This window comes from Acidimicrobiales bacterium, assembly GCA_041394265.1.
In the GTDB taxonomy this organism is placed as follows: Bacteria; Actinomycetota; Acidimicrobiia; order Acidimicrobiales; family SZUA-35; genus JBBQUN01.
On record JAWKIO010000005.1, the window covers coordinates 4,201,089 to 4,226,450 of the forward strand.

Sequence of the window (25,362 nt, forward strand, 5' to 3'; positions counted from 1 at the left end):
GCCCGGGGCGACGTTCTACACCTCGACGTGCGAGCAGACGGCTTGCCCGCCGGCATCCACGACCATCCAGCCGATCGTGCGACTCGGGGCGCGTCGGCGCTGGGTGGGCGAGCCCGGGTTGAAGTGGATCTGAAACCGCCCCTCGCACTCGAGGCGTTCGTGCCACGGGAGATGCGAGTGGCCGAACACGACGACGTCGGCGTCGGGGAACCAACTCGCGAGGCGCGGTCCACGGCCCTTCGCCGGGCCGCTGTCGTGAACGATCCCGAGGCGGACACCATCGACCTCGAGGGTCAGCCGCTCCGGAAGGTCGAGACCGACGTCGTTGTTGCCCAGAACGGCATGGACGGGTGCGAAGCGTCTGAGGTCATCGAGCAGACCGTGGTCGGTGATGTCGCCGGCATGAACGATGACATCGGCGAGCTCGAGATGGGGCGCGAGCAAGGTGACGAGCTGACCGGTGCGATCACCTCGCAGGTGTGTGTCGGCGAGGACGAGCACTCGGGTGGTGACGCCGTTCTGCATGTCCGCAGTCTGCCGTGGGATCGGCGCCCGGTCGCGTCGAAGCGCCGCCGGCTACGAGTGGTAGGCGACGAGGCGCTCGGCGAGTGATGATGCCGACGACGTGACACTCACCCGTTCACCCAAGCTGGCGCCACCATCGCCGGCGTCGATCGAAGTCGGGTCCGCCGAAGTGGAGGCAGCTTCCGTGGGATCGTCGGCATCGAACTCGTCGCTGCGTGGCCACAGTGCCCACGTCACGGTGCCGGCGGCCACGAGTGCCAGAAGGAACGGGAGACGGATCAGCAGCTGCGTCGGGAACGGCCCGAGGTTTGCGACCGGCGTGGCCACGATCTCGTTGCGCCCGGGCCGGTGATGGTCCGGTGAGTCACGGTTGTCGCCCTGGAACCCGAACGTGCCGTCGTCGTACTCGGCGACGATCCGGTGCACCACCAGCGACGTGGTGTCGTCGGGCGCCGGGGTCTCGTAGACGGCGATGTCGCCGACGCCGATGTCGTCGCTCGCCCGTGCGTAGAGCAAGTCGCCCGTGTGATACGTCGGCTCCATCGACTCACCCCGCACGACGACGAACACCGCCGAGCCGCCAAATCGGGTGGGCCACACCGCGGCGATCGCCGCTGCGAACGCGACGACTCCGAGCGAGGTGATGAGCATCGCTCGCCAGGATCGCGACGTCGCTGTCATGCCGAGTCCACATGGACGTCGTCCCAGACCGATACGCCATCGAAGTAGGAATAGAGGCCGAAGAACTGGTGGGTGGCGTTCTGGAACGTGGTGCGATCGGCCGCGCTCAGGGTGAAGGTGCTGACGACGGCGCCTCCGATCGTCACGGTCATGACGCCCCCGGTCGACGACGACATCCTCACCGTGGTCGAGGCCGGCCATCCCGTGGCCGCCCCGCTGTACAGGTTGGTCACGTTGGCGAGCAGCGTCCACCCTCCGTCGTACTTCCACACCTGCAGTTCGCCGCTGTTGGTGCTGAGGAGCTCGGCGGTGAGGAACTGGGTTCCTGCCGAGTTCATGTTGGTCACCACGCCGATGTCGAACGTCGTTCCACCCCGGAACGTGGTCGCTTCGACGGCGGCGTACGGCGTGCCGGCATCGAGAACCAGGGCGACGTCGCCCGAGTTCGTGTCGGCCCGGTTGCCCTGGATGGTCCAGGTGCCGCGACGGGCGATCCAGGTCTTGCCGCCGCCGGTCGTCGTACGTCCGTTCAGGTTGGTGTTGTTGGGAGCGTTGAAGTTGTCCCAGGCGATGACCGTCGGCGCCTGGGCGGCTTTGATCTGTCGACTCGCCGACAGTGTTCGCGACGTGATGCCACCGAGCCCAGCGGCGTCGGCGCTGACGACCCCGGCGGCGAGGGAGACCACGAGCGCAAACGCGGCGAAAACGAACCATGGGGTTCGGTGGGTTCGCTCCGGTTGCTGGTAAGCGGTCATCGGATCCTCGCGGACACGTTTGTCAGGTTGATGCGAGCGGGCCGCATCCAGGAGGTGCGGACGAGCCGCCCACCGGACGAGCGGTGGGCGGCTCATCGTTCAGGGTCAGCCCCCGATCACAGCGGCCGCTCCGACCACCAGGTCGCTGGCGAGTCCCGCCGACATGGGGATGGTCGCTGCGCCGCCGGTGACGGTGGCCGTGCCGGCGCCAAGGCTGGCGTTCGACGAGTTGAAGAGGGTCAGCGAGATCGGCAGGCCGTTGCAGGCAGCGTTGATGCCGCTGACTGCGACCGACGTGGTCGTGTACTTGCCGAGGGTCGCCGAGTAGGTGTTGGTGTAGGCCAGGTTGATGCCGTCGGTGTCACAGCTCGACACGACGGTGGCGTCGGCGCCGAGGCTGGTGCTGGTGATGCCGCCGAGCGATGCTGCCGATGCGCCGACCACGCCGAACATGGCCACGCCGGCCACGATCGCCGCAGCGACTTTCCGGTTGCGCCGCCGATCGGAGGCGGTCTCGATCTGTTCGGTCATGTCGTTGCTCCTGTTGCTCAGTTCGCCCCCTGAGAGGGCTCGAACATTGCCGCAACCAATGCATCGACGCGCTAGAGACAAACTTGACGAATTTCTTCGATTCGCTCTCATACCGAGCCCCGAGCAGTCGACTCGCGCCGGGCCGGACCGGGAGGCAAGCTCACAGGACCTGGGTGTCGGTCAGGGGCCCGGTCGACGCCTCGCGCACTCGAAATGGGACAAAACCGACCACGAACGGCCGAATTTGTCCCATTCGAGACGAGAGAGGGTCAGCCTTCGGTCCCTCGGGGGTCGGGATCCACGAGCTGACCTCGGACCTTCGGCAGGTCGTGTGGTCGGTTCTCCCGGAGCCAATGGAGCATGTGCTCACGAATGGCGGCCCGCAGCTCGAACGTGAGCGCACTGTCGGTTGCGCTGGCGAGCACTCGGACCCGGAGGGCGTGGAGGTCGGTGTCGACAACATGGCAGGCGGCGACGTCGCCATTCCACTCGGGTCGGACCGAGATGAACCGCAGGGCCTCGGCCCGGAACGCGGCGACGTCGGCGGTGAGATCGAGATGGAAGTGCGCCGACCCGATCAGCTCCGAGGTGGTCTTGGTCCAGTTCTCGAACCGGTTCTCGACGAAGTACGCGGACGGAATGACGAGGCGCCGCATGTCCCACGCCCGGACCACGACGTAGGTGAGCGTGATCTCCTCGACCGTGCCGTACTCGCCCTCGACCACCACCACGTCGTCGAGCCGGATCGGCTCGGCGAAGGCGATCTGCAGCCCGGCGACGAGGTTGCCGAACGTCGACCGAGCCGCCACACCGGCGAGCACGCCGATCAGACCGGCCGAGGCCAGGATCGAGGTGCCGAGGGCCCGGATCTCGGGGAAGGTCCACATGACCACACCGCTGGTCAGCACGACGATGCCGACGGTGCCCACTCGACGCAGCACGCTGACCTGCGTCTGTGCTCGGCGTGATCGCAGATTGTCGGCCTCGTCGAGCGGCAGCTTCATGACCAGGCCGTCGGCCACCACACCGAGGAGGCGAACAAAGAGGAACCCGAAGCCGCAGATCACCACGATGCGGCTGGCGTGGATCACGCTGGCGTCGGTCTCGGGCTGGAGGGAAGAGTGCCGAACCCACCAGATGAGCACGCTGCCGATGAGGATCACCCGAATCGGCGCCCGGGTCCTCACCAGTACGGTGCGCGACATGCTCGGCTGACGGAGTGTCGAGCGCACGATCAGCGAGACCAGCTTGTGGAGGACCAGGAAGCCGGTAAGGAGGACTGCGGCGCCGATCGACCACTCGACGAAGGTGTCGGGGGAGGGGAGTGCGTCGACCGGCGTCTCCTCCTGGGCGAAGATCAACGACAGACGCGGGAGCGATCCCGGCGCGGCGGAGGTGGCGATGGTCGAGGCGAAGCGCACCTGTCGAGTCTGCCAGCGGAGGGCCGAGCGACCTATCACCGGCATGCGATCGGCTCCGAAGCTGGTCAGATGCCAACCATGCGCATCAATCGGTTCACCGCCGGGTTCCCCGATGTGGAGATTCAGCCCGACGAGGGTCAGCAGCAGATCCTCGACGCCTACCGCCATCTGCGCCCTGCGTCGATGGTGCCGTTGCCACGCTTGGCCGTCGGTGCGGTCGGTGCGTACTTGGCGACCGAGCTACCGACCGGAGGCGTCGGGCTCGAGGAGCTCGAAGAGGATTCTCGTATCCGTAGCCGCCTCACCGTTGGCATGCTCGGCTCGTGCCAGACCGCCCTCGTGGTCTGCTCGGGTGACCCCGGCATGGCCGAACGCAATGGCATCGTCGTGCCCGAACACGAGTTGGTGAGCACTGCGTTCGAAGCGATCGCCGAGGGTGCGAACGAGCTCGGTGCCGCCGGCGCCGAAGGCTTGGTCCATCTGGTATCGCGTGCGGCGCCGCCCGTTGTCGACGGGTTGCTTCGATTCTCGGCCGATGCCGATCGACTCGCCCACCACGTGGTGACCTGGTACCTGCTCACGCTGAGTCTCGGCTTCGTAGCCGACACCGTGGACCCCGAGGTGCAGCAGGGTCTCGCCATGGTCCTGCCTCTGAGCGGTCCCCACCTCGCCTGACCAAGCACTGAAGGCCGCAGCGAACGGTAACGTTGCACGGTGCTATTGGAGTTGGGCACCCATCGTTTCGACGTCACGCATCGGGCACTGGTGATGGGCATTCTGAACCGCACCCCGGACTCGTTCTACGACGCCGGGGCCTATTGGGGGTTCGACCAATTCCTGGCCAAGGCCGAGCAGCTCGTCGACGACGGTGCCGACTTCCTCGATGTCGGTGGGGTCAAAGCCGGCCCGGGCGACGAGGTGAGCCTCGAGGAAGAGCTCGAGCGGGTCGTGCCCGCGATCGCCGCCCTTCGAGAACGTTTCGACCTGCCGATTTCGGTCGACACCTGGCGGGCCGAGGTGCTGCGTGAATCACTGGCTGTCGGCGCCGACGTCGGCAACGACATCAGCGGGTTCGCCGATCCCGACTACTTGGCGGTGGCCGCTGCCGGCGACGCCACGGTGGTGGCGACCCACATTCGACTCGCCCCGCGTGTGGCCGATCCCGATCCCGTCTACTCCGACCTCGTCGCCAACGTGCGCGACTTCCTCGCCGACCGGGCCGACCAGGCACTGGCCGCCGGCATCCGCCCGACTCGGATCATCGTCGACGCCGGACTCGACCTCGGCAAGATCCGAGATCAGTCGATCGAGCTGCTGCACCGGTCCGACGACCTGGCCACGCTCGGCTATCCGCTACTGCTCTCGGCGTCGAACAAGCGGTTCCTGTTCGAGTTGCTCGACACCGACCGTCACGACATCGCCGCCGGCACGATGGCGGCGCATGTGGTCGGCATCGCCAAGGGCTGCCGCGTGCTGCGGGCCCACGACGTTCGTGGCTCGCGCCGGATCGCCGATCTGATGGCCGACGTACTGCGGACACCCGTTCGGACCTGACCATGACCGTGGTGCTGATCAAGGGCGACGATCCGTCGCTCGTCGCCCAGGCGTTGCAGCGTGAGGTCAAGGAACTGCTGGGCGACGGTGACCGCTCGCTCATGGTCGAAGAGGTTGCCGAGGAGCACTACTTCGGCAATCGAGCCGATGCGGTCATCGATCCGCTCGTGTACGCCGCACATACGCCCGGGTTCCTCACGCCGCGCCGCATCGTCATCGGTCGCAACCTGGCGATGTTCACCAAGGCCGATCAGGTGGCGCCCCTTGTTCGCTGGCTCGAAGCGCCGCTCGAGACCACCGACCTAGTGCTCGTGTGGGAGAAGTCGTCGGCCAGCGGCGCACGCATGGGCGCCATCCCGAAGAGCCTGAAGGACGCAATCAAGGCCGCAGGAGGGCGTGAAGTCGACGCCGCGCCGAGCGGCAAGGGTCGCAAGGCGCTGGTCGAGCAGCGGCTGTACGACGCACCGCTGCGCTTCGACCCTGCCGCTCGCAACCGCATCATCGACCACCTGGGCGACGACGCCGGGCGCGTCCAGCCGATCGTCGAGGCACTCATCTCGAGCTTCGGTGAGGGAGCAGCGCTCGGTCTCGCCGACGTCGAGCCCTTCCTGGGGATGGCCTCCGATGTGCCGCCGTGGGAGCTCACTGACGCCATCGACTCCGGCGACATCGCCCTGGCGCTCAACAAGGCCGACCGCATGGTGCGTGGCGGCGAGCGTCATGCGCTGCAGATCATGGCCACGCTGCACGGCCACTACCAGCGGGCGCTGGCGCTCGACGGGCTCGGACTGAACAACGAGAAGGCCGCCGCCGACGTGCTCGGGATCAAGGGTTCGACCTTCCCGGCCAAGAAGGCCATGACGCTCGCTCGCAAACTCGGACACGAGCGGCTGAGCGAGATCACGCTGCTGCTGGCCCAGGCCGACCTCGATCTGCGTGGCGCCTCGGCCATGCCCCACGATGCGGTGATCGAGGTCTTGATCGCCCGTCTCGCCCGGATCTCGCGCTGACGATTCGGTCGTGGTGGCCGACGAGCAAGTCGGCTCGTGAGGTCGAGTCAGGCCGTGGCCGGCGAACGGCGGAGCAGCTCAGGGGAGCCTCGACCGCTCGATCGGTCCGGCTGGCAGCGGTCCTCAGTACCAGTACTCGGCCGGGTTGAGCTGGGCGGCGCAGGTCCAGCCACCCCAACGCTGATTGCGGAACGAGCTGCTGCCGGTGATGCGCCAATCGCTGTGGTCGACGATCCACCGGGCCATGTAGAGGTTGACCAGGGGATGGAGCAACGCTTCGTCCCCACCGCCCATGGCGTTGATGATCGCAGCGATGTCGGCGGGCGCCGCAGCGAACGCCGCCTTGATCTCCGGACCGTTGTAGTAGTTGTTGATCTGCATCAGTCCGATGTCGTAGCTGGAGAAGCTGCCGTGGTTGTTCGTTGCGACCTGTGTGGTGTGACGCTGCGACTCACACTCCATGATCACGAGCGCCTGCTCGAGCCGAAGCCCGGTGAAGAAGCGGCTCGCCATCTCGCGAGCCTCGGCCGGGGTGAGCTGGTCGTTCCAGCGGATCTCCGACGTGGTGGTCGAGGAACCGGGGTGAATGGCCACGAACTCGGCCGACTCGGTGAAGCCGACCACGATTCGCTCCACCGGATTGCGGGTGATCTCGTTCGCCCAGTACGTGAGACCGGCGGCGTCGGGATCGCGCTGGAGGACGTTGCGGTAGAGGTTGGCGATGATGGCCTCGTTCGAGGAGCCGAAGCGGCTGATGAACTCCTCGGAGCGGACGAAGTCACGCGCGATGTCTTCGAGGGCCATGTTGGCGGTCTGCCAGTGGAGGAGCCCTGCGGCATCGGCCTCACGTCCGAGAACGCCGTGGTAGAGGCGTTGGATGGCGGCGGTCGAGCTGGAGGTGGTCGACACGGCGACGCTGCCGTCGGAGAGGGTGAGGAAGCCGACGTTGGGGGCGTCGGCAGCGCCGGCAGGGGTGGCGGGAGCGGCGACCGAGATCAGGGTGGCCAGTGTGAAGAGGGCAGCGATGGCGGGGCGAGTGGCGGCGGCCACGGCGCGTTTGAGTCGAGTGGGTACGGCAATGCGAGCGCTCATGAAGCAACCTCCGGCGGCGATGTCACCAGTGCCGGGCCCCAAGCGTTGGGCGAGACGAGCCGGCGACCGGCGAGCGGGCGCTCGCGAGGGCAGTCGCCGGTGCGAACTGGTGTTCGCTTTCGGCAGTGGCGTTCGGGGGAAGCTACCCCTGCCTCGTCACGGAACCGTCACATCCGCGGTGTGACATGTGACCTCGCCTGCTCCAACCAGCGCCGACGCCCGCACCCACCCACTCGTTCTGTGCGTCAAACACGTCGCCAAACCCGAACTGTGCGTCGAACTTTCCGCAGCCGGGAAGTTTGACGCACAGAACGAAGACCGCGGTGGCTCTGACGCACAGAATGCTCGACAGGCGGGCGAGGGGTGAGGGTGGTGGGGAACGCGGACGAGGGGCCCGGAGGCCCCTCGTTCATCGAGCGTTTGGGTGGTGACTCGGCAGCGACCGGGTCACCGGGTGGCTGAGGCGATCAGGCCTCGGCGGCGGCCTGCTGACGCAGGCGAGCGATCAGGCGGCTCTTGCGGCGAGCGGCCGCATTCTTGTGGAGCACACCCTTCTGGGTGGCTTTGTCGATCTTCTTGATCGCCATGCGGAGGGCTTCGGCCTCGTTCTCGGTGCCGACGGCGGCGGCCGCAGTCTTGGCACGAGTGTTGAGCTCGGAACGGACGGCGCGATTGCGCAGGCGGCGCTTTTCGTTCTGCTTGTTGCGCTTGATTTGGCTCTTGATGTTGGCCATGAGAAATAACCTCTGACAGTACGTCGGACCCGTGGAGGATAACGGAGGCGTCGGGTGATTCCGACCGGTGGTGCGGCTCTTCTGCGAGCAATGTCGAGCGCCGACTCGCTGCAGGCAGCCCGGCGGAGTCCGGCGTGCATCGTGCTGCCCTCGTGGCGCCTGGTTTGCGCCGCCGTCGTGACGCATCCATCGCAGCGCCGTCATGGTGGCGTGGATCAGGCTGCCCAAGTCGTGGCGGGCAACAGATAGCGTTTGGTCCATCATGGAGCGCTCGAAGATCCGCAACATCGCCATCATTGCGCACATCGATCACGGCAAGTCCACCCTTGCCGACCGCATGCTCGAGATCTGCGGTGCGGTCGAGAAGCGAGAGATGCGGGCCCAGTACCTCGATTCGATGGACATCGAGCGTGAGCGCGGCATCACGATCAAGTTGCAGAGCGTGCGTCTCAACTACAAAGACCACATCATCAACCTGATCGACACCCCGGGTCACGTCGACTTCGGCTACGAAGTCAGCCGGTCACTGGTGGCATGCGAGGGTGTGATCCTCGTGGTCGACGCGGCCCAGGGCATCGAGGCCCAGACGCTGGCCAACACCTACCTCGCCCTCGAGAACGATCTCGAGATCGTTCCGGTCCTCAACAAGATCGACCTGCCCGCCGCCGAGCCCGAGCGCTACGCCGCCGAGATCGAGAAGATCCTGGGCTTCCCGGCCGAAGACGTCCTGCAGATGTCGGCCAAGACCGGCCAGGGCGTCGAAGCCCTGCTCGACGCCATCCTCGAACGGATCCCGCCGCCCTCGGGCGACGAGAATGCACCGCTCCAGGCCTTGATCTTCGACTCGCACTTCGATACCTACCGCGGTGTGGTCTCCAGCGTCCGAGTCGTCAACGGCAAGCTCCGCACCGGCGACAAGCTCCGATTCATGCAGGCCGGTTCCAGCTACGACGCCGACGAGGTCGGCGTCCGTCTCCCGGTGAGCAAGCCGGTGAAGGAGCTCGGCCCGGGCGAGGTGGGCTACCTCATCGCCGGCATCAAAGACGTTCGCGAAGCCCGCTCCGGTGAGACCATCACCACCTTCCACGACGGCGCCCCCGAACCGCTCGAGGGCTACCGCGAACCCCAGCCGATGGTCTTCTGTGGTCTCTACCCGGTCGACGGCGACGACTACGACAGCTTCCGCGACGCCCTCGACAAGCTCCGACTCGACGACGGTAGCTTCACCTTCGACCCCGAGACCTCCACCGCACTGGGCTTCGGTTTCCGCTGCGGGTTCCTCGGCCTCTTGCACATGGAGATCGTGCGGGAACGACTCGAGCGGGAGTTCGGTCTCAACCTCATCGCCACCTCGCCGTCGGTGTCCTACCAGATCACGATGCTCGACGGTCAGGAGCGGTTCATCGACAACCCATCGGTCCTGCCGCCCTCTGGCGACTGGAAGCAGATCACCGAGCCCTACCTGCGGGCCTCGATGATCACGCCGAAGGAGTACACCGGCACGCTCATGGAGCTGTGCCAGTCGCGTCGGGGCCGGCTCGAACGCATGGAGTACCTCTCGCCGGAGCGACTCGAGATCGTCTACACCCTTCCCCTCGCCGAGGTGGTGGTCGACTTCTTCGACCAGCTCAAGAGCCGCACCCAGGGCTACGCCAGCCTCGACTACGAACCGGTCGACTACGAACCCGGCGACCTGGTCCGCGTTGACATCCTCTTCAACGGTGAACAGGTCGATGCCTTCTCGACCATCGTCCACCGCGACTCGGCCTACGACTACGGCAAGAACATCACCGAGAAGCTGAAGGAGATCATTCCCCGTCAGCAGTTCGACGTGCCGATCCAGGCCGCCATCGGCGGACGCATCATCGCCCGGGCCACGGTCAAGGCCTACCGCAAGGACGTCACCGCCAAGCTCTACGGCGGCGACGTCACCCGGAAGAACAAGCTGCTCAACAAGCAGAAGGAAGGCAAGAAGCGAATGAAGTCGATCGGCCGGGTCGACATCCCGCCCGACACCTTCATCCGAGCCCTTCGCCTCGACGATTGACACCTCTCGGGGGCGCAACTTTGGCGTCCCGACACCTCTCAGCGGCATCAACTCGCCAAAGTTGCTGAGGGGTGGTGGGGATGAGGCGCTCGGCTCGGGTGCTTGGTGTGCTCGGTGTGGGGTGCGGTCGTCGGGGGTGGCATGGTGGGCGGATGTCCGAGTCGTCGCCTGTGATCTTCTGGTTTCGTCGTGATCTGCGGGTGACCGATCATCCGGCCCTGGCCGCCGCGGCCGAGCGAGGACCGGTCGTGCCGGTGTTCATCTTCGACGACACCCTGACCGCACCGGCCGGCGACAACCGCATGGCCTTCCTCATCGACTCCCTCGCCGACCTCGATGCCAACTCGCTCGGCGGCGCGCTGGTCGTCCGCTCCGGCGGCCCGGCCGAGGTCCTTGCCGCAGTGGCCGACGAGACGGGAGCAACGGCGGTCTACGCAACCGACGACCACGGACCCTACGGTCGCCGGCGAGACGACCGAGTGGGGGAGGCTCTCGCCGACCGGGGGATGGAGGTGCACTACCTCGACTCGAACTATGCGATCGCTCCCGACACCGTGAAGACCGGATCCGGCACCAGCTACAAGGTCTTCACCCCCTTCTTTCGGGCGTGGTCCGACGTCGGCTGGGCCGAGCCCGGCGGGAAGGTCGATGTCGATTGGGTGACCGGCGTCGACAGTGACGGCCTCCCCGATGCTCCCGAGGTCGAGGCCGAGCTGCCGCCGGTGGGGGAGCAGGCGGCATGGGACCGGTTCCGCTGGTTCCTCGACGACGCCATCGCCGACTACGACGAGGCTCGGGATCGTCCGGCCATCGACGGGACGAGCCGGCTGTCGCCGTACCTCAAATGGGGCGTGGTCCATCCCCGCCAGCTGCTGGCCGAACTCGACGGCCGCCGGGCCGGGCACCAGACCTACCGCAAGGAGCTCGCCTGGCGGGAGTTCTACGCCGACGTGCTGTTCGCCCGGCCCGAAACGGCGCACCACGCGTTCAATGAGAAGATGACGGCGATGGAGGTCGACACCGACGCCGGGGCGAAGGAGCGGTTCGAGACCTGGTGTCGGGGTGAGACGGGCTACCCGATCGTCGACGCCGGCATGCGCCAGCTCCTGGCGGAGGGGTGGATGCACAACCGGGTGCGGATGATCGTCGCCAGCTTCCTCGTGAAAGACCTCCACGTCGACTGGACCTGGGGGGCCCGCCACTTCATGCGTCACCTCGTCGACGGCGACCTCGCCTCGAACCAGCACGGTTGGCAGTGGGTGGCCGGTACCGGCACCGACGCGTCGCCCTATTTCCGCATCTTCAACCCGACGGGTCAGGCCCAGAAGTTCGATCCGTCGGGCGACTACGTGCGGCGGTACGTGCCCGAACTCGCCGGGCTCGACGCCAAGCGCATCCACGAGCCATGGGACGCAGGGCTCGATCGCCCCGCCGACTATCCCGCGCCCATGGTCGACCACGGCGCCGAGCGAGCGGAGAGCCTCGAGCGGTATGACAGGCTCAAGACGACCTGGGAGTAGGCGTCCTGGGAGTAGTCAGTCCTGCGAGTAGACTGCGACCTCGATCATCACCGACCCGATCAAGGATCACCCGAACCAGGGCACCGCTCATGCTCGATGCACGAAAAGCTGCCATCCTCACCGCCATCGTCGAGGAGTACATCGACACCGCCCAGCCGGTCGGGTCCAGCTCGGTCGGCGCGGCCGCCGATCTGAACGTCTCCAGCGCCACGATCCGCAACGAGATGGCGGCCCTCGAAGCCGAGGGCTACCTGGCGCAACCCCACACCAGTGCCGGACGGATCCCGACCGAAAAGGGCTACCGCTACTTCGTCGACACCGCAGGCGAAGTCCAACTGCAGTTGCCCGAGCGTCACCAGATCTCGAGCTTCTTCGCCGAGGTCCGCGGCGAGATCGAGCACATGATGCGAGACACCGCCTCGCTGCTCAGCGACCTCACCCGCTACGCCGCCGTCGTCGTCGACCACTCGACCGACACCGTCACGGCCCGTTCGGTGCAGCTCGTCGGCCTGACGCCGAAGGTCGTGCTCGTGGTGGTGGTCATGAGCAACGGCACGATCGACAAGCACACGATCGACCTCGACACCCCACTCACCGATGACCAGATGGCCCGGCTCCAGACGGTGCTGGCAGCCTCGATCATCGATCACCCGCTGTCGCATCCGCTGCCGCTCCAGCCGACCGGGCAGCCAGAACTCGACTCGGTCGCCGAGGCGATGTTCGCCTCGCTCACCTCACACGGACCCGACTCCGACCGAATCTATGTGAATGGTGCGTCGCGTGTGGCCGGCGAGTTCCAGGCGATCGAGTCGGTCAAGAAGGTCCTCACGATCCTCGAACAACAGTTGGTGGTAGTGAACGTCATGAGCGGGATGCTCGACCGAGGCTTGAACGTGGCGATCGGCACCGAAACCGGCGAAGACCGGCTCGGCGAGTGCAGTGTCGTCGTCTCGCCCTACGAGATCGACGGCGAACGGGCCGGCTCCATCGCCGTGCTCGGGCCAACACGAATGAACTATCCGCAGGCAATGGCGACCGTGGCCGTGGTGTCACGCCAACTCGGTCGCCGTCTCAGCGAAGGGTGAGTGCCGCAACGTATGGCTGACTTCTATCAACTCCTGGGCGTCGACCGCTCGGCGTCACAAGACGAGATCAAGAAGGCTTACCGCAAGCTCGCACGCGAGCTGCACCCCGACGCCAACCCCGGCAACGCCGAGGCCGAGGCGAAGTTCAAGCAGGTCGCCGAGGCGTATGAGGCCTTGAGCGATCCGCAGAAGCGGGCCAACTACGACCGATTCGGGTCGGCGAACGGTCCCGGTGGCGGCGGTGGTGGGGATCCGTTCGGCGGTGGCTTCGGCGACATCTTCGATGCCTTCTTCAACATGAGTGGGGGCGGCGGTGGTGGACGCACGGTCAACAACCGCGGCGCCGACCTCCAGATCGTCGCCGACCTCACGCTCGAAGACACCGTGCGCGGACTGGCCAAGGAAGTCAGCGTCACCACGGCCGTCGCCTGCGATACCTGTGATGCGTCGGGGGCTGCACCCGGCGCCGAGGTCAACCAGTGTCTGCAGTGCGCCGGCACCGGCCAGATCCGACAGGTCCGCCAGTCGATCCTCGGCCAGATGGTCACCACGGCGGCCTGCCCCCGATGTGCGGGCGAAGGCGAGGTCGTGTCCGAGACCTGCCACGACTGCAGCGGCGAAGGCCGCCAGGTCAAGGAACAGACCTACACGATCGACATCCCGGCCGGCGTCTCCCACGGCACCACGCTCCGACTGAGTGGTCGGGGTGCGGTCGGCCCTCGTGGCGGTCCCGCCGGCGACCTCTACGTCGAGGTGCGAGTGGCCCGTCACCCGGTCTTCACTCGCGATGGCGACGACCTGCACGCCGAGCTCCACGTCGCCGCCACACAGGCGGCCTTGGGAGCCACTATCTCGTTCGACACGATCGACGGTCCGGTGGACGTCGAGGTCCCGGCCGGCACCCTCACCGGCAAGACCTTCACCCTGCGGGAGCACGGCATCCCTCGGCTCCGTGGCCGCGGCCGAGGATCCATGGTGCTGTCCGTCGTCGTCGACACGCCCACCTCGCTCGATGATCAGCAGGCGGCGCTGCTGCGACAGCTGGCCGAGCTGCGGGGCGAAGCGGTCAAGCCGGCGAGTGACGGCAAGCTGTTCTCGAAGATCAAGTCGGCGTTCCACTGAGTCCGGCCCCATCACCCGGCAGCAGCACGGCATCACCCGCCGGTGACGCCGCATCGTCCGGCGGTGGTGCCGTAGCGATCGGGTCCGTCGAAGGTCGGCGCGCCCGGCGGGATCGTCCGATGGTGTTCGTCGACGACCTCGACCGCCCGGTCGTCGATCCCGACGATCATCACCATCTGGCCAAAGCACTGCGTCTGGCGAACGGTGCCGAGGTCACCGCGTGCGACGGCGCCGGGCGTTGGTGCACCATCGCCTTTGCGGCCGACGCCGTCGGCACCGTCGCCGAGGTGCTCGACGCCATCTGCTTCGAGCCACCTCCACCCTGGGAGCTGGTGGTGGCCTTCGCCCCGGTCAAGGGCGATCGTCCCGAATGGACCGTGCAGAAACTGACCGAACTCGGCGTCGATCGGATCGTGCCGATCCAGTCCGAGCGCTCGGTGGTTCGCTGGGACGCCAAGCGCGGCGACAAGCAACTGCACAAGTGGCGACGCATCGCCCGTGAAGCGGCGATGCAGAGCCGTCGCGTCCGCCTTCCCGTCATCGACGACGTGACCTCGTTCGCCTCGCTCGTCGGCGCCCCCGACCTGGCGTTGGCCGATCCCGATGGCGACCCATTGGGGGCAGAGCATCGCTTCGTCGTCATCGGGCCCGAAGGCGGATGGGCGCCGTCGGAGCGGGAAGGGCGTGCACTCGTCGCGCTTCCCGGCGGGGTCTTGCGGGCCGAGACGGCGGCCCTCACTGCGGCGTCGATCATGGCGCTGCACCGCAGCGTCGCCGAGGCAAAACACAAATGAACGCGTGGGGTGGTTGAACCTGCACTATGAGGCGATTAGGTTGACGCCTGCGTGTTCCAAGGCGGCGCATCCGCCCAACAGAGGAGAGGTATGGGCGAGGACGATTTCTCAGAAGCAGGCTCAGAGTACGGTCGCCGGGTCGGCGAGCGGCTGCGTGCCATCCGTCGCCAGAAGCGGCTCTCGCTGCAAGACGTCGAAGCCACCTCCGACCAGGAGTTCAAGGCGTCGGTGCTCGGTGCCTACGAGCGCGGTGAGCGGGCCATCTCGGTGCCTCGCCTCGAGCGTCTCGCTGCGTTCTACAGCGTGCCGGTCGACCAGCTGTTGCCCCGTGCCACCACGGTGGGCATCACGCCCGGCACCCTCGATCTCACCGAGCGCACCGGACGCGCCGGGGTCACCCTCGAACTCACCCAGCTCGAAGGGGTCGCCGGTCCCGAAGGCGAGATGCTCGGTCGCTACCTGGGCATGATCCAGGTGCAGCGCCAAGACTTCAACGGGCGGGTGCTCACCGTTCGCCAAGACGACCTTCGGGCCATCGCCTGCATCCTCGGGGTCGAGTTCGACGCGGCGATCGACCGCCTCAGCGACCTCGGCCTGACCGCCAGCCCCCGCACCTGAGCCTCACGGCCGGCCTCAGCCGGAGCTGGGCAACGGGCTTCGTCCGGCCGGGCCCATCACCCAGATCGTCGGACACGGCTCACCTTCTTCGACGGTGAGCCGTTCCGCGCCCGGGACCTCGATCACGCTTGACGGACGGGTCTGGCTCCCTGGTTCGGCCGAGATCTCATCGGTGGTGAACTGCCAGACCAGATCGTGGTCGGCGTCGAGTACGACGAGGTCGGGCTGATCGTTGCACGCGCCGGTGACGACGACGACGGGCCCACCAGGCGCGGTGAGCTGGTAGCGGTGACCGCCGACCTCGACGTCGGCGGCCTCGGTCGGCAGGAGATTCGCCACCACCAATCCGAGCACACCGACGACACCGGCCGATCCTGCGGCCACGAGACCCCATGGACGTCGCGCTCGGCGGTCGTGTCCCGGCACCGCTCCCGGGCGCTGGTGGCCGGGGTCGGCCGTAGCGAGCCGTTCGAGTGCCCGAGCGGCGCGGCGCAGCGGGAGCGGCGAAGGTGCGGGGGTCGACGGGTCACCCGCCGGTTCGCTGCCGGTGCCGAGGCGTTCGGCCAGCCGTTCCCATTCGCTCCGCTGCGGTACCTCGACATCGAGTCGGGCCCAGCGGTCGAGCATCGATCGCAGGCAGTGTCCGAGACCGATCGAGTCGGCATCGGGGTCGGTGACGGCGCCATGGGGCGAGCAGAGCTTGGGTCCATCGGCGTCGAGGATGATGTGGTCGGCGCTGAGGTTGCCGTGGACGATCCCGTGCCCATGGAGATCGGCCAGGAAGTCGGCCACGAGGACCAGCGCCGACGCCACCCCGGTGGGTGCCAGCCAGGTCGTGCGAAGCGTTTCGCCAGGGACCCGCTCGGTGATGATGGTGACGGCGGTCGCCGGCATCCCCGGGGTGGACTCGATGCCGACGAGCGGCACGACACCGGCCCGCAGTCGAGACCCGCTGGCCGCCGCACCGGCTGTGAATTCATCCGGCACCTGGTCGGTCGACACCGGGCCGGTGGTCACCAGGTCGGTCGACCCCGCACTGCCTGACGTTGGGTCGACGACGAGGGCGGCGGCTCGCTCGAGCCAGTGGGCCTCGGCGCTGCGGTCGCGACGGTCGCCGGCGAGTGGGGTTTTCACCACACCCAGTTCGCCGTCGGGAAGGGTGATGAGCTGTACGCGTGTGGCCACGGTTGTCTCCAAACTCGAAGTGATCGAGCACCAGTGGTGCAGCGATCGATGTCGATTCGGACGACCGGGTCGGGCCGGTGGACCAAGCCCGTGGCACTGAGCCGAGGAGTGCACCGAGGAGTGCACCGAGGTGACGGCGGTCATCGAGGCCGCCACCGGCGAGATCACGAAGCGTAGTCGTCGGTCACTCCGCCGCCAAGCCCTTGGGTCCTCGCGTCTCGGTCGGCCCCGGTGGGGAAACCACGATCTGCCGTCGCCGTGAGCGGGTAGTCTTGCTGCGAACATGACCAGCCCTGTGAAGATCGACGTCGCCAACAACCAGCTGATGGCTGGACTGCTCGGTGAGCGAGACGAATACCTACGAGTCATCGAGAAGGCACTCGACGCGACCATCCACGTCCGAGGCAACGAGATCACCGTCGACGGGCCCGATGCCGAGCAGGCGGCCCACGTCATCAACGAACTCGTGCTCGTGCTCCAACGCGGCCAGTCGATCGAGGCCTCGACCGTGAAGCGGGCGCTGGTCATGGTGGCCAAGGACGAGCGGCCGTCCGAGATCCTCACTGACCGGATCGTCACCACCGCCCGCGGCAAGCCGGTGCTGCCGAAGACCGGTGGTCAGAAGCGCTACATCGACGCCATCCGTTCGAACATCGTCACCTTCGGCATCGGTCCGGCCGGCACCGGCAAGAGCTGGCTGGCGGTGGCTTGTGCCGTCGCCGCACTGCAGGCCAAGGAAGTCGATCGCATCCTGCTCACCCGCCCGGCCGTCGAGGCCGGTGAGCGTCTGGGCTACCTGCCGGGCGACCTCATGTCGAAGGTCGACCCCTACCTGCGCCCGCTCTACGACGCCCTCCACGACATGGTCGGTGCCGAGGGCATGGCCAAGCTGTTTGAGCGCAACGCCGTCGAGGTGGCGCCGCTCGCGTTCATGCGAGGCCGCACCCTCAACGACAGCTTCATCATTCTCGACGAGGCTCAGAACACCACGCCCGAGCAGATGAAGATGTTCCTCACTCGCATCGGCTTCAACTCCAAGGTCGTGGTCACCGGCGACACCACCCAGGTCGATGTGAAAGGTTCGGCCTCGGGCCTGCTGGGTGTCCACAACATCCTCCAGGGCGTCGAGAACATGGCGTTCGTCCGCCTCGACAGTCGAGACGTCGTGCGGCACAAGATCGTGCAGGACATCGTCGACGCCTACAGTCGCGCCGAGGAGGCCCGACGATGAGCGACGACCCCGACCAGCCCGAGGGCGTCGAGCCCGAGGCCCCCGATCTGCCCGACGCCTTCGTGGCCGACGGCCGGTTGCTTGTTGCCGGGTTCGATGCCCAGACCGACATCGAGATCGACGTCGAAGCGCTGTGCACCATCGCCGTCGCCGTGCTCTCGGGTGAGGGCGTACCGCAGGGACGGATCGACCTCCATCTCGTCGATGCCGACACCATCACCGAGCTGAACGTCGAGCACATGGGCGCAAGCGGACCCACCGACGTGCTGTCCTTCCCCCTCGACGACGACCCGTTCGCTCTGCCCGACGACGAACCCAGCATCATCGGCGACCTCGTGCTGTGCCCATCGGTGGCCGTGGCCCAAGCACCCGAACACGCAGGCACGGTCGACGCCGAACTCGCCTTGCTCGTGATCCATGGCGTCCTGCATCTGCTTGGCCACGATCACGCCGAGCTCGACGAGACGATCGACATGCAAGCCCGGGAGCGCCGCCATCTCTCCGAACTCGGGCACGTGCACCCCGTCCCGGCCGAGCCCACGGACCCACCAGCACCGTGATGGTCGGACCCGCATTTCTCGTCGGTGCGATCACGAGCGCCGACATCACGCAGGGCGTCGTGGTCGTCGTGCTGGTGGCGCTCATGCTGCTGCTCGTCACGGTCGAGTCGGCGCTCACCCATACCAGCCCCGTTCGAGTCGAGGCGTTGGCTGCCGAGCAACCGGCGCGGACCAAGCGGGCGGCCGAACTGCTCGAAACTCCCGAGGCGCTCCTCAACCCGCTCCGATTGCTGACCGTCATCGTGCAGGTCGCCGAGACGGTGCTGGTCACGGTGATGGCGGCGCGCTGGCTCTCACCGTGGGGCGTGGCTGTGGTCGCCGCGGTCAACATGGCGGTGATCTTCGTCATCGGCGAGGCCGTGCCTCGCACGCTCGGCATTCTCCACTCCGAGCGAATGGCGGTGGCGCTGGCCCGGCCCGTCGCTGCTGTTGCCACCTTCTTCCCGGTGCGGTGGACGGCATACGGATTGATCGGACTCGCCAACGTGATCGTGCCAGGCAAGGGCCTTCGCCGGGGTCCGTTCGCGTCGCCCGAGGAGCTCATTGCGCTCGCCGACGCCGCAGTCGAAGACGACGTACTGGAGCAGACCGAGCGAGACCTGATCGAGTCGGTCATCGTGTTCGGCGACACGGTGGTGCGCGAGGTCATGGTGCACCGCACCGACATGACCACGGTGCCGAAGGACGTCACGGTCGACGAAGCACTCGAGATCGCCTCCGAACACGGCTACTCGCGCATCCCGGTGGTCGGCGAGTCGATCGACGACGTCGTGGGCCTCGTCTACGTGAAGGACCTTATCCGAGCCGAGCTCGACGACAACACCGAGGCCCCCGTAGGCGACATGCTGCGGCCCGCTCACTTCGTGCCCGAGACCAAGAAGGTGGCCGAGCTGCTCCGAGAGATGCAGCGCGATTCGTTCCACATGGCGGTGGCGGTCGATGAGTACGGCGGCATCGCGGGACTGGTCACGCTCGAAGACCTGATCGAGGAACTCGTCGGCGAGATCGTCGACGAGTACGACAAGGAAGAGCCGCTCATCCAGCGCCTCCGCGACGGTTCGGTGCGAGTCGACGCCCGCATCCTCGTCGACGAGATCAACCATCTCGCCGGACTCGACCTCCCCGAGGGTGACTGGGACACCGTGGGTGGCCTGGTGTTCGACTCGTTCGGTCGGGTGCCGACCGAAGGCGAGTCATGTGTGGTCGACGGCTTCGACCTGCGGGTGGAGCGGGTGCAGGGCCGGCGCATCATGAAGGTGAAGATCCTGCCGAAACAGCGCGAGCCCGACGACGAGTTCGCCGAGACTACGAAACGCTGAATGAGATGAGCAAGAACGAGGACAAGTCGGCGGATCCGCTGAGCGACAGCGAAGCCAATGTGAGCGTGTTCAGGTCGGGGTTCGTGTCGCTGTACGGGCGGCCCAACACGGGCAAGTCGACGCTGCTCAACAAGATCCTGCGGTCGAAGGTGTCGATCACCTCGAACAAGGCCCAGACCACGCGGCATCAGGTCCGCGGGGTGCTCGATCGCGACGACGCCCAGATCGTGTTCGTCGACACGCCGGGCGTCGGCAAGCCTCGCAGCGCGTTGGGGCAACGGCTCAATGCCACCGCGAGCGAGGCCAACAGCGGCGTCGACCTGGTGTGTTTCGTGTTCGACGCTCGGTCGGGTTACGGTCGCGGCGATGCCTTCTTGGCCCAGCGGCTCGATCCGGCCAAGACGGTGGTGGTGGCCAACAAGATCGACAACCTCTCACCCGAGCAGATCGCCAAGCAGCTGATGCTGGTGGCCCCGCTCGACGCCTCGGCGTACTTCCCGGTGTCGGCGCAGACCGGCAAGGGGATCGACGCCCTGGTCGAACACCTTGCCGCCGCCATGCCCGAGGGCCCGCATTGGTATCCGCCGGGGCAGATGACCGATCGCAGCGAGACCGCCTGGGTGGCCGAGTTGGTGCGGGAGCAGTTGCTGCGGGCCACGAGAGACGAGGTGCCACACTCGGTGGCCACCCGGGTCGCCGAGTGGGAGCCGCCGTATGTGCGGGTCGAGATCCTCGTCGAGCGAGAGTCGCAGAAGGCGATCGTGATCGGCAAGGGCGGCGAGATGCTCAAGGAGGTGGGGGAGCGAGCCCGTGAACGGCTGCCCGCCAACACCTACCTGGAGCTGTTCGTCACGGTCGACAAGAACTGGCACCACGACCCGGCTCGCATCGAGGAGCTCGGCTACTGATTCGGTGGCCCGTCTCGCTCTGTCGGGACGAGGTCAGCTGTTGAGCCAGACGGTGCTCGCCTCGCCGTCGTTCGCCATGATCAGGTCGAGTTTGCCGTCGCCGTTGAGGTCGGCGAGTTCTAGCCCCTCGCTCTTCTCGGCGGTCGGCGACTGCACGTGACCGGTGAACGTTCCGCTGCCGTTGTTCAGCCAGATCGAGTTCGGTTGCGAGTGATCGCCGAAGGCGATGTCGATGTCGCCGTCGCCGTCGATGTCGCCGAGTTCGATAGCGCGGCTGTGCCCGTTGCCGAGTGTCTGCACCGTGCGGGTGAACACGCCGTTGGTGTTGCGCCAGATGCTGTCCCGGTCGTCGTCGCCTGCGACGGCAAGATCGAGATCGCCGTCGAGATCGGCGAAGGCAACATCGTGCGAACGGCCGGCGGCGAGAGCTTGACCGCTGTCGCTGAAGACCCCGAGGCCGTTGTTGAGCCACAGCCGATCGGTTCGTCCGTCGTGGGCGACGACGAGGTCGAGATCGCCGTCGTTGTCGATGTCGCCGATGGCGACCCCTGCGCCCTTGTCCTGTCCGAGGACCTGGCCTGAATCGGTGAACAGGCCGACGCCGTTGTTCAACCACACGGTGCCGCCGGTGTCGGCGTTCGCGAAGGCCAGGTCGATGGTGCCGTCGCCGTTCACATCACCGACGGCCACGTGCTGGGTGTCGAGGTCGCCAAGCAACTGTCCGGTGTCGGTGAAGAGTCCGGCACCGTCGTTCAGCCAGACGGTATTGCCTTCGCCGTTGTCGTTGGCGAAGACCAGATCGAGGTCGCCGTCGCCGTCGAGATCGGCGAACTCGGCCGCCGTGGTCTTCTTCGTGTCGAGTGACTGCGTCATCTTGGTGAACATGCCGGCGCCATTGTTCAACCAGAGTGAGTTGGTGCCGTTGAGGTTCGCCAACACGACATCGAGATCGCCATCGCCGTCGACATCGCCGCTGGCGACGCCGTAGGACTGCTTGGTCTCGAGCGACTGCGCGGTCTTGGTGAACATTGCGCTCGATGCCACGGTGGGCGAAGGATCGCAGGCGTCGCCGATGCCGTCCCCGTCGGTGTCCCATTGATCGGGGTTGAAGTCGTACGGACAGTTGTCACCGGCGCCCACCCCATCGTTGTCCTCACGAGGCGTGATCGTGACGGTAACGGTGCCGGTGCTGGACTTGGGGAGCAAGCCGGACTCGGTCACCGTGTAGGTGAAGGTGTCGGTCGCCGTCGGGCTGCCGTCGTGCACATAGGTGATGGTGCCGTCGGGGTGGCGGGTCGTCGTGCCGTGGGCACCGTTCGTGACCGAGGTGACGGTGAACGATTGGCCTTCGGGGTCGGAGTCGTTCAGGCGGACATCCACCGTGGTGGTGCTGTCGCCCTGTTCGACCGACAGCGTGTCGCCGACCGTGGTCGGCGCATCGTTCACCGGCCAGACGAAGATCGCCACCGTCGCCGGGTTCGACAGACGGAGGCCGGAGTCGTACACCGTGTACTCGAACGTGTCGGTTCCGCCCGACCAGTTGAGGTCGGGGGTGTAGGTGAAGGTGCCGTCACCGTTCGCCACCACCGTTCCGTGGCTCGGCGGTGTCGACACGGTCGCGGTCGACGGATCGATCGAGCCGTCCTCGGGGTCTGAGTCGTTCGCCGTCACGTTGGGGGTCGTGAACGGCGTGTCCTCGGTGGCGGAATACGCCAGAAGCGTCGGGTCGTCGTTCGCGACGGGCGGGTTGTTGGCGACCGTCACCGTGATGGTCACGGTCGCCACGTTTGACACGGCGCCCGCCCCGTCGGTGACGGTGTAGGTGAAGGTGTCGGTGCCGGCGAAGTCGGGCGCAGGGGTGTAATCGAAGGTGCCGTCGAGATTGTTCACAACGCTGCCGGTGGTGTCGGTCGTGTCGATCGTGATCGCGGCCGGATCGAGGGGGTGGTCGACATCGCTGTCGTTGGCTCGCACATCGCCCGTGGTGAGTGCGGTGTTCTCGGCGGTGGTGTAGCCCACGCCACCATCGTTCGCCACGACCGGGGCGTCGTTGACCTCGGCGACCGACACGGTGACGGTGGCGACCGGTGAGACATGGCCGGTGGCGTCAGTGACGGTGTAGGTGAAGGTGTCGATGCCCGACACGTTGGCCGCCGGGCTGTAGGTGACGATGCCGTCGGTCTGGGTGAGCGACGCACCGGCACTGCTGGTGCCGGGCACGTTCCAGGTGAGTGTGGACCCCTCGGGATCGTTGTCGTTGGTCGTGAGATCGATCGTGGTCGGGGTGTCCTCGACCGCGTTCGCCGTGTCGTCGCCGGCGGTCGGGGTCTCGTCGATGTCGGTGACATCGATGCTGCCGACCCGCATGACCGAGGTCATCCCATCGGAGATCGAGAACACCAGCGAGTAGGCTTGCGTGTTCTCGTAGTCGAGGGCACCGGCCAGACGCACGGCGCCAGTCGAGTCGATGCTGAACCGGCCCGCAGCGTTGCCGCCGGTGATGGCGTAGGTCAGCGAGTCGCCGTCGACGTCATCGGCGACCACGTTCACCACGAGCGTCCCGACGGCGGCGTTCTCAACGACCACGGCCGGGTCGACGGTTGCCGATGGTGCGTCGTTGATGCTGTTCACGTTGATGGTGACGAGCGCGGCCACCGACGGGTTGGTGCCGTCGTTGATCGTGTAGCCGAATTGATCCGCACCGTGGTAGTCGGCATCGGGGGTGTAGCGGATCTGTCCGGCTTCGAGAGTGGCCGTGCCGTGCAGCGGGGCACCGATGCCATCGATCGTCAACGCATCCGACTCGGGATCGGTGTCGTTGCCGAGCACGTCGATTACTACCGAGGCGTCTTCCGGTGTGGTGGCCGCATCGTCGTTCGCCACCGGCGGATCGTTCGGCGGCACCGTGGTCGTGGTGGTGGTCGGCGCCGTCGTTGTGGTGGTCGTTGTGGGTGCTTCGGTCGTTGTCGTCGTCGGCGGTTCCGTCGTCGTGGTGGTCGGCTCGGTCGTGGTGGTCGGCGCCTCGGTGGTCGTGGACGTAGCGGGTGCGTCCGTGGTCGTGGTGGTGGTCGGCGCCGCAGTCGAGGTCGTCGTGGTGGTCGTCAGTTCGGTGGTGGTGGTCGTGGTCGTCTCGGTCGTCGTGGTCACGACCGGTCGGGTCTCGACGAGCAGCGCCACTGAGCGGAGTTCACACACGCTCGCACTGCACACCTCGAACTGGAACGAGTCCGCTCCGATGAAGTTCGGATCTGATTGGTAGGTCGTCGTGGCGGACCAGATGCTTGCGACCTCGCCCACAACCGGTTCGGATGCGGGCGTGACGGTGCCGTGGGCCGGGGCGCCAACGGTGAAGGTGACCTGGTCGCCGATGAGCTTGGCGGTCAGCGTGATGTCCGTTGGTTCCCCTTGAAACGCCGTGAGGCCACTGATGTCGTCGATGTCGATGATGGAGCCTGACGGCGCCTCTTCGACGAGCGCCAGATTCTCCGGCGCGGGATCAGGCGACAGGTCGGGCAGCCCGCCGGAGACGGTGGCGACCACCACACCTGCGGCGGCAACGCCTGAGTTCACGACGGTGGTCGTGATGGCGGTCGTGGCGGGAAGCGGGATCTGGGCCGAGCCGGTGAGGTTGGCGATCCAGGCGAGCGGCCCGGTGACGGTCTGGAGGCGGCCGAGACCGATCTGGAGGAAACTTCGCACCAAGTGGGGGTCGAACTGGGTTCCCGCACAGCTGGTGAGTTCCTGACGAGCGAGTTCGGGGCTGAGGGGCTTCTTGTAGCTCCGCGTGCTCGTCATCACGTCGTAGGCGTCGGCGATCGCCACGATCCGGCCGGCCAGCGAGATGTCGGTGCCGGCGAGCTTGGAGGGGTAGCCCTTTCCGTCCCACCGGCAGTGGTGCTGATCGGCCGCATGCAGCCAATCGCCGAGCCAGTCCGACAACGGGGCGAGCATCGGATTCGCCGCAGCCGGGTGCCCAGAGAGCAGCTTCCACTCGGCATCGGTCGGACGCCCGTTCTTGTTGAGAATGGCCGACGGCACCGAGAGCTTGCCGACGTCGTGCAGCAAGGCCGCCCACCGCAGTTTGCCGAGGTCGTCGTCGCTGAGTCCGATCTCTTCGCCCAGCATCTCGGCGTAGGCCCGAACTCGCTCGGAGTGGCCACGTGTGAGCCGATCGTGATCGTTGAGATCCTTCAGCAGCTGGACGAGGTAGTCACCGTGGGCGGCGGCGCCGAGCGTTTCGCCCCGGGCCCGAGCCGCCTCCATGTCGCGGAGCATCGTGCGAGAGTTCGACTGCCGGAGGGCGGCTTTCGTGCGCGACGGGGCCTGGTCGGGGAAGACCAGCGTCAGCTTCATCAGGGCGACGAGTGGGATCAGCTTCTTGGTGAGCCGACTGACGACGAGCAGCAGGATGTTCGAGCAGGCGAAGACGAGTGCGATCCACCACCAGCGATGGATGCCGATCCGCTCGGGGGGCATGACACGCCCCGCGACCAAGGTGAACGCGACGGAGGCAATCAGGGGCGCGACGACGATCCCGACTCGCAGGAGTCGTGCCAGATGCGGGTGCGACGTCCAGCGGTTCACGGCCGCCTCGTGTCGTTCCGCTCCCTGTGTCGGACCAGTGGAACCCATTCCCCCTGATCATCGGCATTTTCGAAAGTGAGATGAGT

At 66.9% G+C, this 25,362-nt stretch carries 22 protein-coding genes and 1 pseudogene; 13 read left to right on the forward strand and 10 right to left on the reverse strand.

Annotated elements, in window-relative coordinates; all coding sequences use genetic code 11:
- Positions 1-15: 15 nt before the first annotated feature.
- The 5 genes from R2733_20250 to R2733_20270 form a co-directional block, all read right to left on the reverse strand.
- Positions 16-525, reverse strand: coding sequence for a metallophosphoesterase family protein (locus R2733_20250; protein MEZ5378844.1), 510 nt, complete (start codon positions 523-525; stop codon positions 16-18).
- A 51-nt stretch (positions 526-576) separates the two neighbouring features.
- The gene (locus R2733_20255) at positions 577-1,176 is read right to left on the reverse strand and encodes a S24/S26 family peptidase (GenBank protein ID MEZ5378845.1); all 600 of its coding nucleotides are present in this window, start codon (positions 1,174-1,176) and stop codon (positions 577-579) included.
- A 26-nt stretch (positions 1,177-1,202) separates the two neighbouring features.
- On the reverse strand, positions 1,203-1,961 hold the full coding sequence (locus R2733_20260) for a hypothetical protein (GenBank protein MEZ5378846.1): 759 nt from the start codon (positions 1,959-1,961) through the stop codon (positions 1,203-1,205).
- Between the two features lie 105 nt (positions 1,962-2,066).
- Positions 2,067-2,492: a hypothetical protein gene (locus tag R2733_20265; protein MEZ5378847.1), complete on the reverse strand. Its 426-nt coding sequence runs from the start codon at positions 2,490-2,492 to the stop codon at positions 2,067-2,069.
- A 269-nt stretch (positions 2,493-2,761) separates the two neighbouring features.
- Positions 2,762-3,913 carry a mechanosensitive ion channel gene (locus tag R2733_20270; GenBank protein ID MEZ5378848.1) on the reverse strand — a complete coding sequence of 384 codons (1,152 nt, stop codon included), beginning with the start codon at positions 3,911-3,913 and terminating at the stop codon, positions 2,762-2,764.
- 69 nt (positions 3,914-3,982) lie between these two features.
- On the opposite strand from R2733_20270, the gene R2733_20275 reads away from it, so the two are divergent.
- From R2733_20275 to R2733_20285, 3 genes are read left to right on the forward strand one after another with little or no spacing between them, the layout of a single operon-like run.
- Positions 3,983-4,588 carry a hypothetical protein gene (locus R2733_20275; GenBank protein ID MEZ5378849.1) on the forward strand — a complete coding sequence of 202 codons (606 nt, stop codon included), beginning with the start codon at positions 3,983-3,985 and terminating at the stop codon, positions 4,586-4,588.
- Between the two features lie 39 nt (positions 4,589-4,627).
- Entirely contained in the window at positions 4,628-5,467 is an 840-nt protein-coding gene (gene folP, locus R2733_20280; protein MEZ5378850.1) for a dihydropteroate synthase, read from the forward strand.
- 2 nt (positions 5,468-5,469) lie between these two features.
- On the forward strand, positions 5,470-6,477 hold the full coding sequence (locus tag R2733_20285) for a hypothetical protein (protein ID MEZ5378851.1): 1,008 nt from the start codon (positions 5,470-5,472) through the stop codon (positions 6,475-6,477).
- Between the two features lie 123 nt (positions 6,478-6,600).
- Here the strand turns inward: R2733_20285 and R2733_20290 are convergent, their stop codons facing one another.
- Both R2733_20290 and rpsT read right to left on the reverse strand, forming a co-directional pair.
- Positions 6,601-7,569, reverse strand: coding sequence for a DUF4214 domain-containing protein (locus tag R2733_20290; GenBank protein ID MEZ5378852.1), 969 nt, complete (start codon positions 7,567-7,569; stop codon positions 6,601-6,603).
- Positions 7,570-8,036: 467 nt separating this feature from the next.
- Positions 8,037-8,303, reverse strand: coding sequence for a 30S ribosomal protein S20 (gene rpsT, locus R2733_20295; GenBank protein ID MEZ5378853.1), 267 nt, complete (start codon positions 8,301-8,303; stop codon positions 8,037-8,039).
- 262 nt (positions 8,304-8,565) lie between these two features.
- Here rpsT and lepA point away from each other — a divergent pair, with 262 nt between their 5' ends.
- The 6 genes from lepA (at position 8,566) to R2733_20325 (ending at position 15,489) form a co-directional block, all read left to right on the forward strand.
- Positions 8,566-10,350, forward strand: coding sequence for a translation elongation factor 4 (gene lepA / locus R2733_20300; GenBank protein ID MEZ5378854.1), 1,785 nt, complete (start codon positions 8,566-8,568; stop codon positions 10,348-10,350).
- A gap of 152 nt (positions 10,351-10,502) precedes the next feature.
- Positions 10,503-11,870 (forward strand): deoxyribodipyrimidine photo-lyase, encoded by a 1,368-nt coding sequence (locus tag R2733_20305; protein ID MEZ5378855.1) that lies wholly within the window; start codon positions 10,503-10,505, stop codon positions 11,868-11,870.
- An 89-nt stretch (positions 11,871-11,959) separates the two neighbouring features.
- A complete protein-coding gene (gene hrcA / locus R2733_20310; GenBank protein MEZ5378856.1) occupies positions 11,960-12,955 on the forward strand; it encodes a heat-inducible transcriptional repressor HrcA in 996 nt (331 codons plus the stop codon).
- 12 nt (positions 12,956-12,967) lie between these two features.
- Complete coding sequence (gene dnaJ, locus R2733_20315) at positions 12,968-14,077, forward strand: molecular chaperone DnaJ (GenBank protein ID MEZ5378857.1); 1,110 nt, start codon at positions 12,968-12,970, stop codon at positions 14,075-14,077.
- 119 nt (positions 14,078-14,196) lie between these two features.
- Positions 14,197-14,871, forward strand: coding sequence for an RsmE family RNA methyltransferase (locus R2733_20320; GenBank protein MEZ5378858.1), 675 nt, complete (start codon positions 14,197-14,199; stop codon positions 14,869-14,871).
- Between the two features lie 90 nt (positions 14,872-14,961).
- Positions 14,962-15,489, forward strand: coding sequence for a transcriptional regulator (locus R2733_20325; protein MEZ5378859.1), 528 nt, complete (start codon positions 14,962-14,964; stop codon positions 15,487-15,489).
- Between the two features lie 15 nt (positions 15,490-15,504).
- On the opposite strand, the gene R2733_20330 is transcribed toward R2733_20325, so the two are convergent.
- Positions 15,505-16,674 (reverse strand): hypothetical protein, encoded by a 1,170-nt coding sequence (locus tag R2733_20330; protein MEZ5378860.1) that lies wholly within the window; start codon positions 16,672-16,674, stop codon positions 15,505-15,507.
- Positions 16,675-16,957: 283 nt separating this feature from the next.
- Here R2733_20330 and R2733_20335 point away from each other — a divergent pair, with 283 nt between their 5' ends.
- Genes R2733_20335 through era form a run of 4 tightly spaced genes read left to right on the forward strand, consistent with a single transcriptional unit; the run spans position 16,958 to position 20,692 of the window.
- Complete coding sequence (locus R2733_20335; GenBank protein ID MEZ5378861.1) at positions 16,958-17,905, forward strand: PhoH family protein; 948 nt, start codon at positions 16,958-16,960, stop codon at positions 17,903-17,905.
- Positions 17,902-18,465, forward strand: a complete 564-nt coding sequence (gene ybeY, locus R2733_20340) for an rRNA maturation RNase YbeY (protein MEZ5378862.1) — start codon at positions 17,902-17,904, stop codon at positions 18,463-18,465. Before R2733_20335 ends, ybeY begins: the two co-directional genes overlap by 4 nt.
- On the forward strand, positions 18,465-19,784 hold the full coding sequence (locus R2733_20345) for a hemolysin family protein (GenBank protein MEZ5378863.1): 1,320 nt from the start codon (positions 18,465-18,467) through the stop codon (positions 19,782-19,784). Before ybeY ends, R2733_20345 begins: the two co-directional genes overlap by 1 nt.
- A gap of 5 nt (positions 19,785-19,789) precedes the next feature.
- Entirely contained in the window at positions 19,790-20,692 is a 903-nt protein-coding gene (era, locus tag R2733_20350; GenBank protein MEZ5378864.1) for a GTPase Era, read from the forward strand.
- A 33-nt stretch (positions 20,693-20,725) separates the two neighbouring features.
- Here era and R2733_20355 read toward each other — a convergent pair whose 3' ends face one another.
- A complete protein-coding gene (locus R2733_20355) occupies positions 20,726-21,721 on the reverse strand; it encodes a VCBS repeat-containing protein (GenBank protein MEZ5378865.1) in 996 nt (331 codons plus the stop codon).
- A gap of 150 nt (positions 21,722-21,871) precedes the next feature.
- Positions 21,872-25,324 (reverse strand): annotated as a pseudogene (locus tag R2733_20360) (Ig-like domain-containing protein).
- Positions 25,325-25,362 lie beyond the last annotated feature (38 nt).

Coding starts and splice junctions, on each gene's coding strand:
- dnaJ (MEZ5378857.1), top strand. CDS start 12,968: ATGGCTGACTTCTATCAACTCCTGGGCGTCGACCGCTCGGCGTCACAA.
- ybeY (MEZ5378862.1), top strand. CDS start 17,902: ATGAGCGACGACCCCGACCAGCCCGAGGGCGTCGAGCCCGAGGCCCCC.
- R2733_20255 (MEZ5378845.1), bottom strand. CDS start 1,176: ATGCTCATCACCTCGCTCGGAGTCGTCGCGTTCGCAGCGGCGATCGCC.
- hrcA (MEZ5378856.1), top strand. CDS start 11,960: ATGCTCGATGCACGAAAAGCTGCCATCCTCACCGCCATCGTCGAGGAG.
- R2733_20260 (MEZ5378846.1), bottom strand. CDS start 1,961: ATGACCGCTTACCAGCAACCGGAGCGAACCCACCGAACCCCATGGTTC.
- R2733_20305 (MEZ5378855.1), top strand. CDS start 10,503: ATGTCCGAGTCGTCGCCTGTGATCTTCTGGTTTCGTCGTGATCTGCGG.
- R2733_20355 (MEZ5378865.1), bottom strand. CDS start 21,721: ATGTTCACCAAGACCGCGCAGTCGCTCGAGACCAAGCAGTCCTACGGC.
- R2733_20335 (MEZ5378861.1), top strand. CDS start 16,958: ATGACCAGCCCTGTGAAGATCGACGTCGCCAACAACCAGCTGATGGCT.
- R2733_20345 (MEZ5378863.1), top strand. CDS start 18,465: ATGGTCGGACCCGCATTTCTCGTCGGTGCGATCACGAGCGCCGACATC.
- R2733_20275 (MEZ5378849.1), top strand. CDS start 3,983: ATGCCAACCATGCGCATCAATCGGTTCACCGCCGGGTTCCCCGATGTG.
- era (MEZ5378864.1), top strand. CDS start 19,790: ATGAGCAAGAACGAGGACAAGTCGGCGGATCCGCTGAGCGACAGCGAA.
- R2733_20250 (MEZ5378844.1), bottom strand. CDS start 525: ATGCAGAACGGCGTCACCACCCGAGTGCTCGTCCTCGCCGACACACAC.
- lepA (MEZ5378854.1), top strand. CDS start 8,566: ATGGAGCGCTCGAAGATCCGCAACATCGCCATCATTGCGCACATCGAT.
- R2733_20285 (MEZ5378851.1), top strand. CDS start 5,470: ATGACCGTGGTGCTGATCAAGGGCGACGATCCGTCGCTCGTCGCCCAG.
- R2733_20290 (MEZ5378852.1), bottom strand. CDS start 7,569: ATGAGCGCTCGCATTGCCGTACCCACTCGACTCAAACGCGCCGTGGCC.
- R2733_20265 (MEZ5378847.1), bottom strand. CDS start 2,492: ATGACCGAACAGATCGAGACCGCCTCCGATCGGCGGCGCAACCGGAAA.
- R2733_20320 (MEZ5378858.1), top strand. CDS start 14,197: ATGGTGTTCGTCGACGACCTCGACCGCCCGGTCGTCGATCCCGACGAT.
- rpsT (MEZ5378853.1), bottom strand. CDS start 8,303: ATGGCCAACATCAAGAGCCAAATCAAGCGCAACAAGCAGAACGAAAAG.
- R2733_20325 (MEZ5378859.1), top strand. CDS start 14,962: ATGGGCGAGGACGATTTCTCAGAAGCAGGCTCAGAGTACGGTCGCCGG.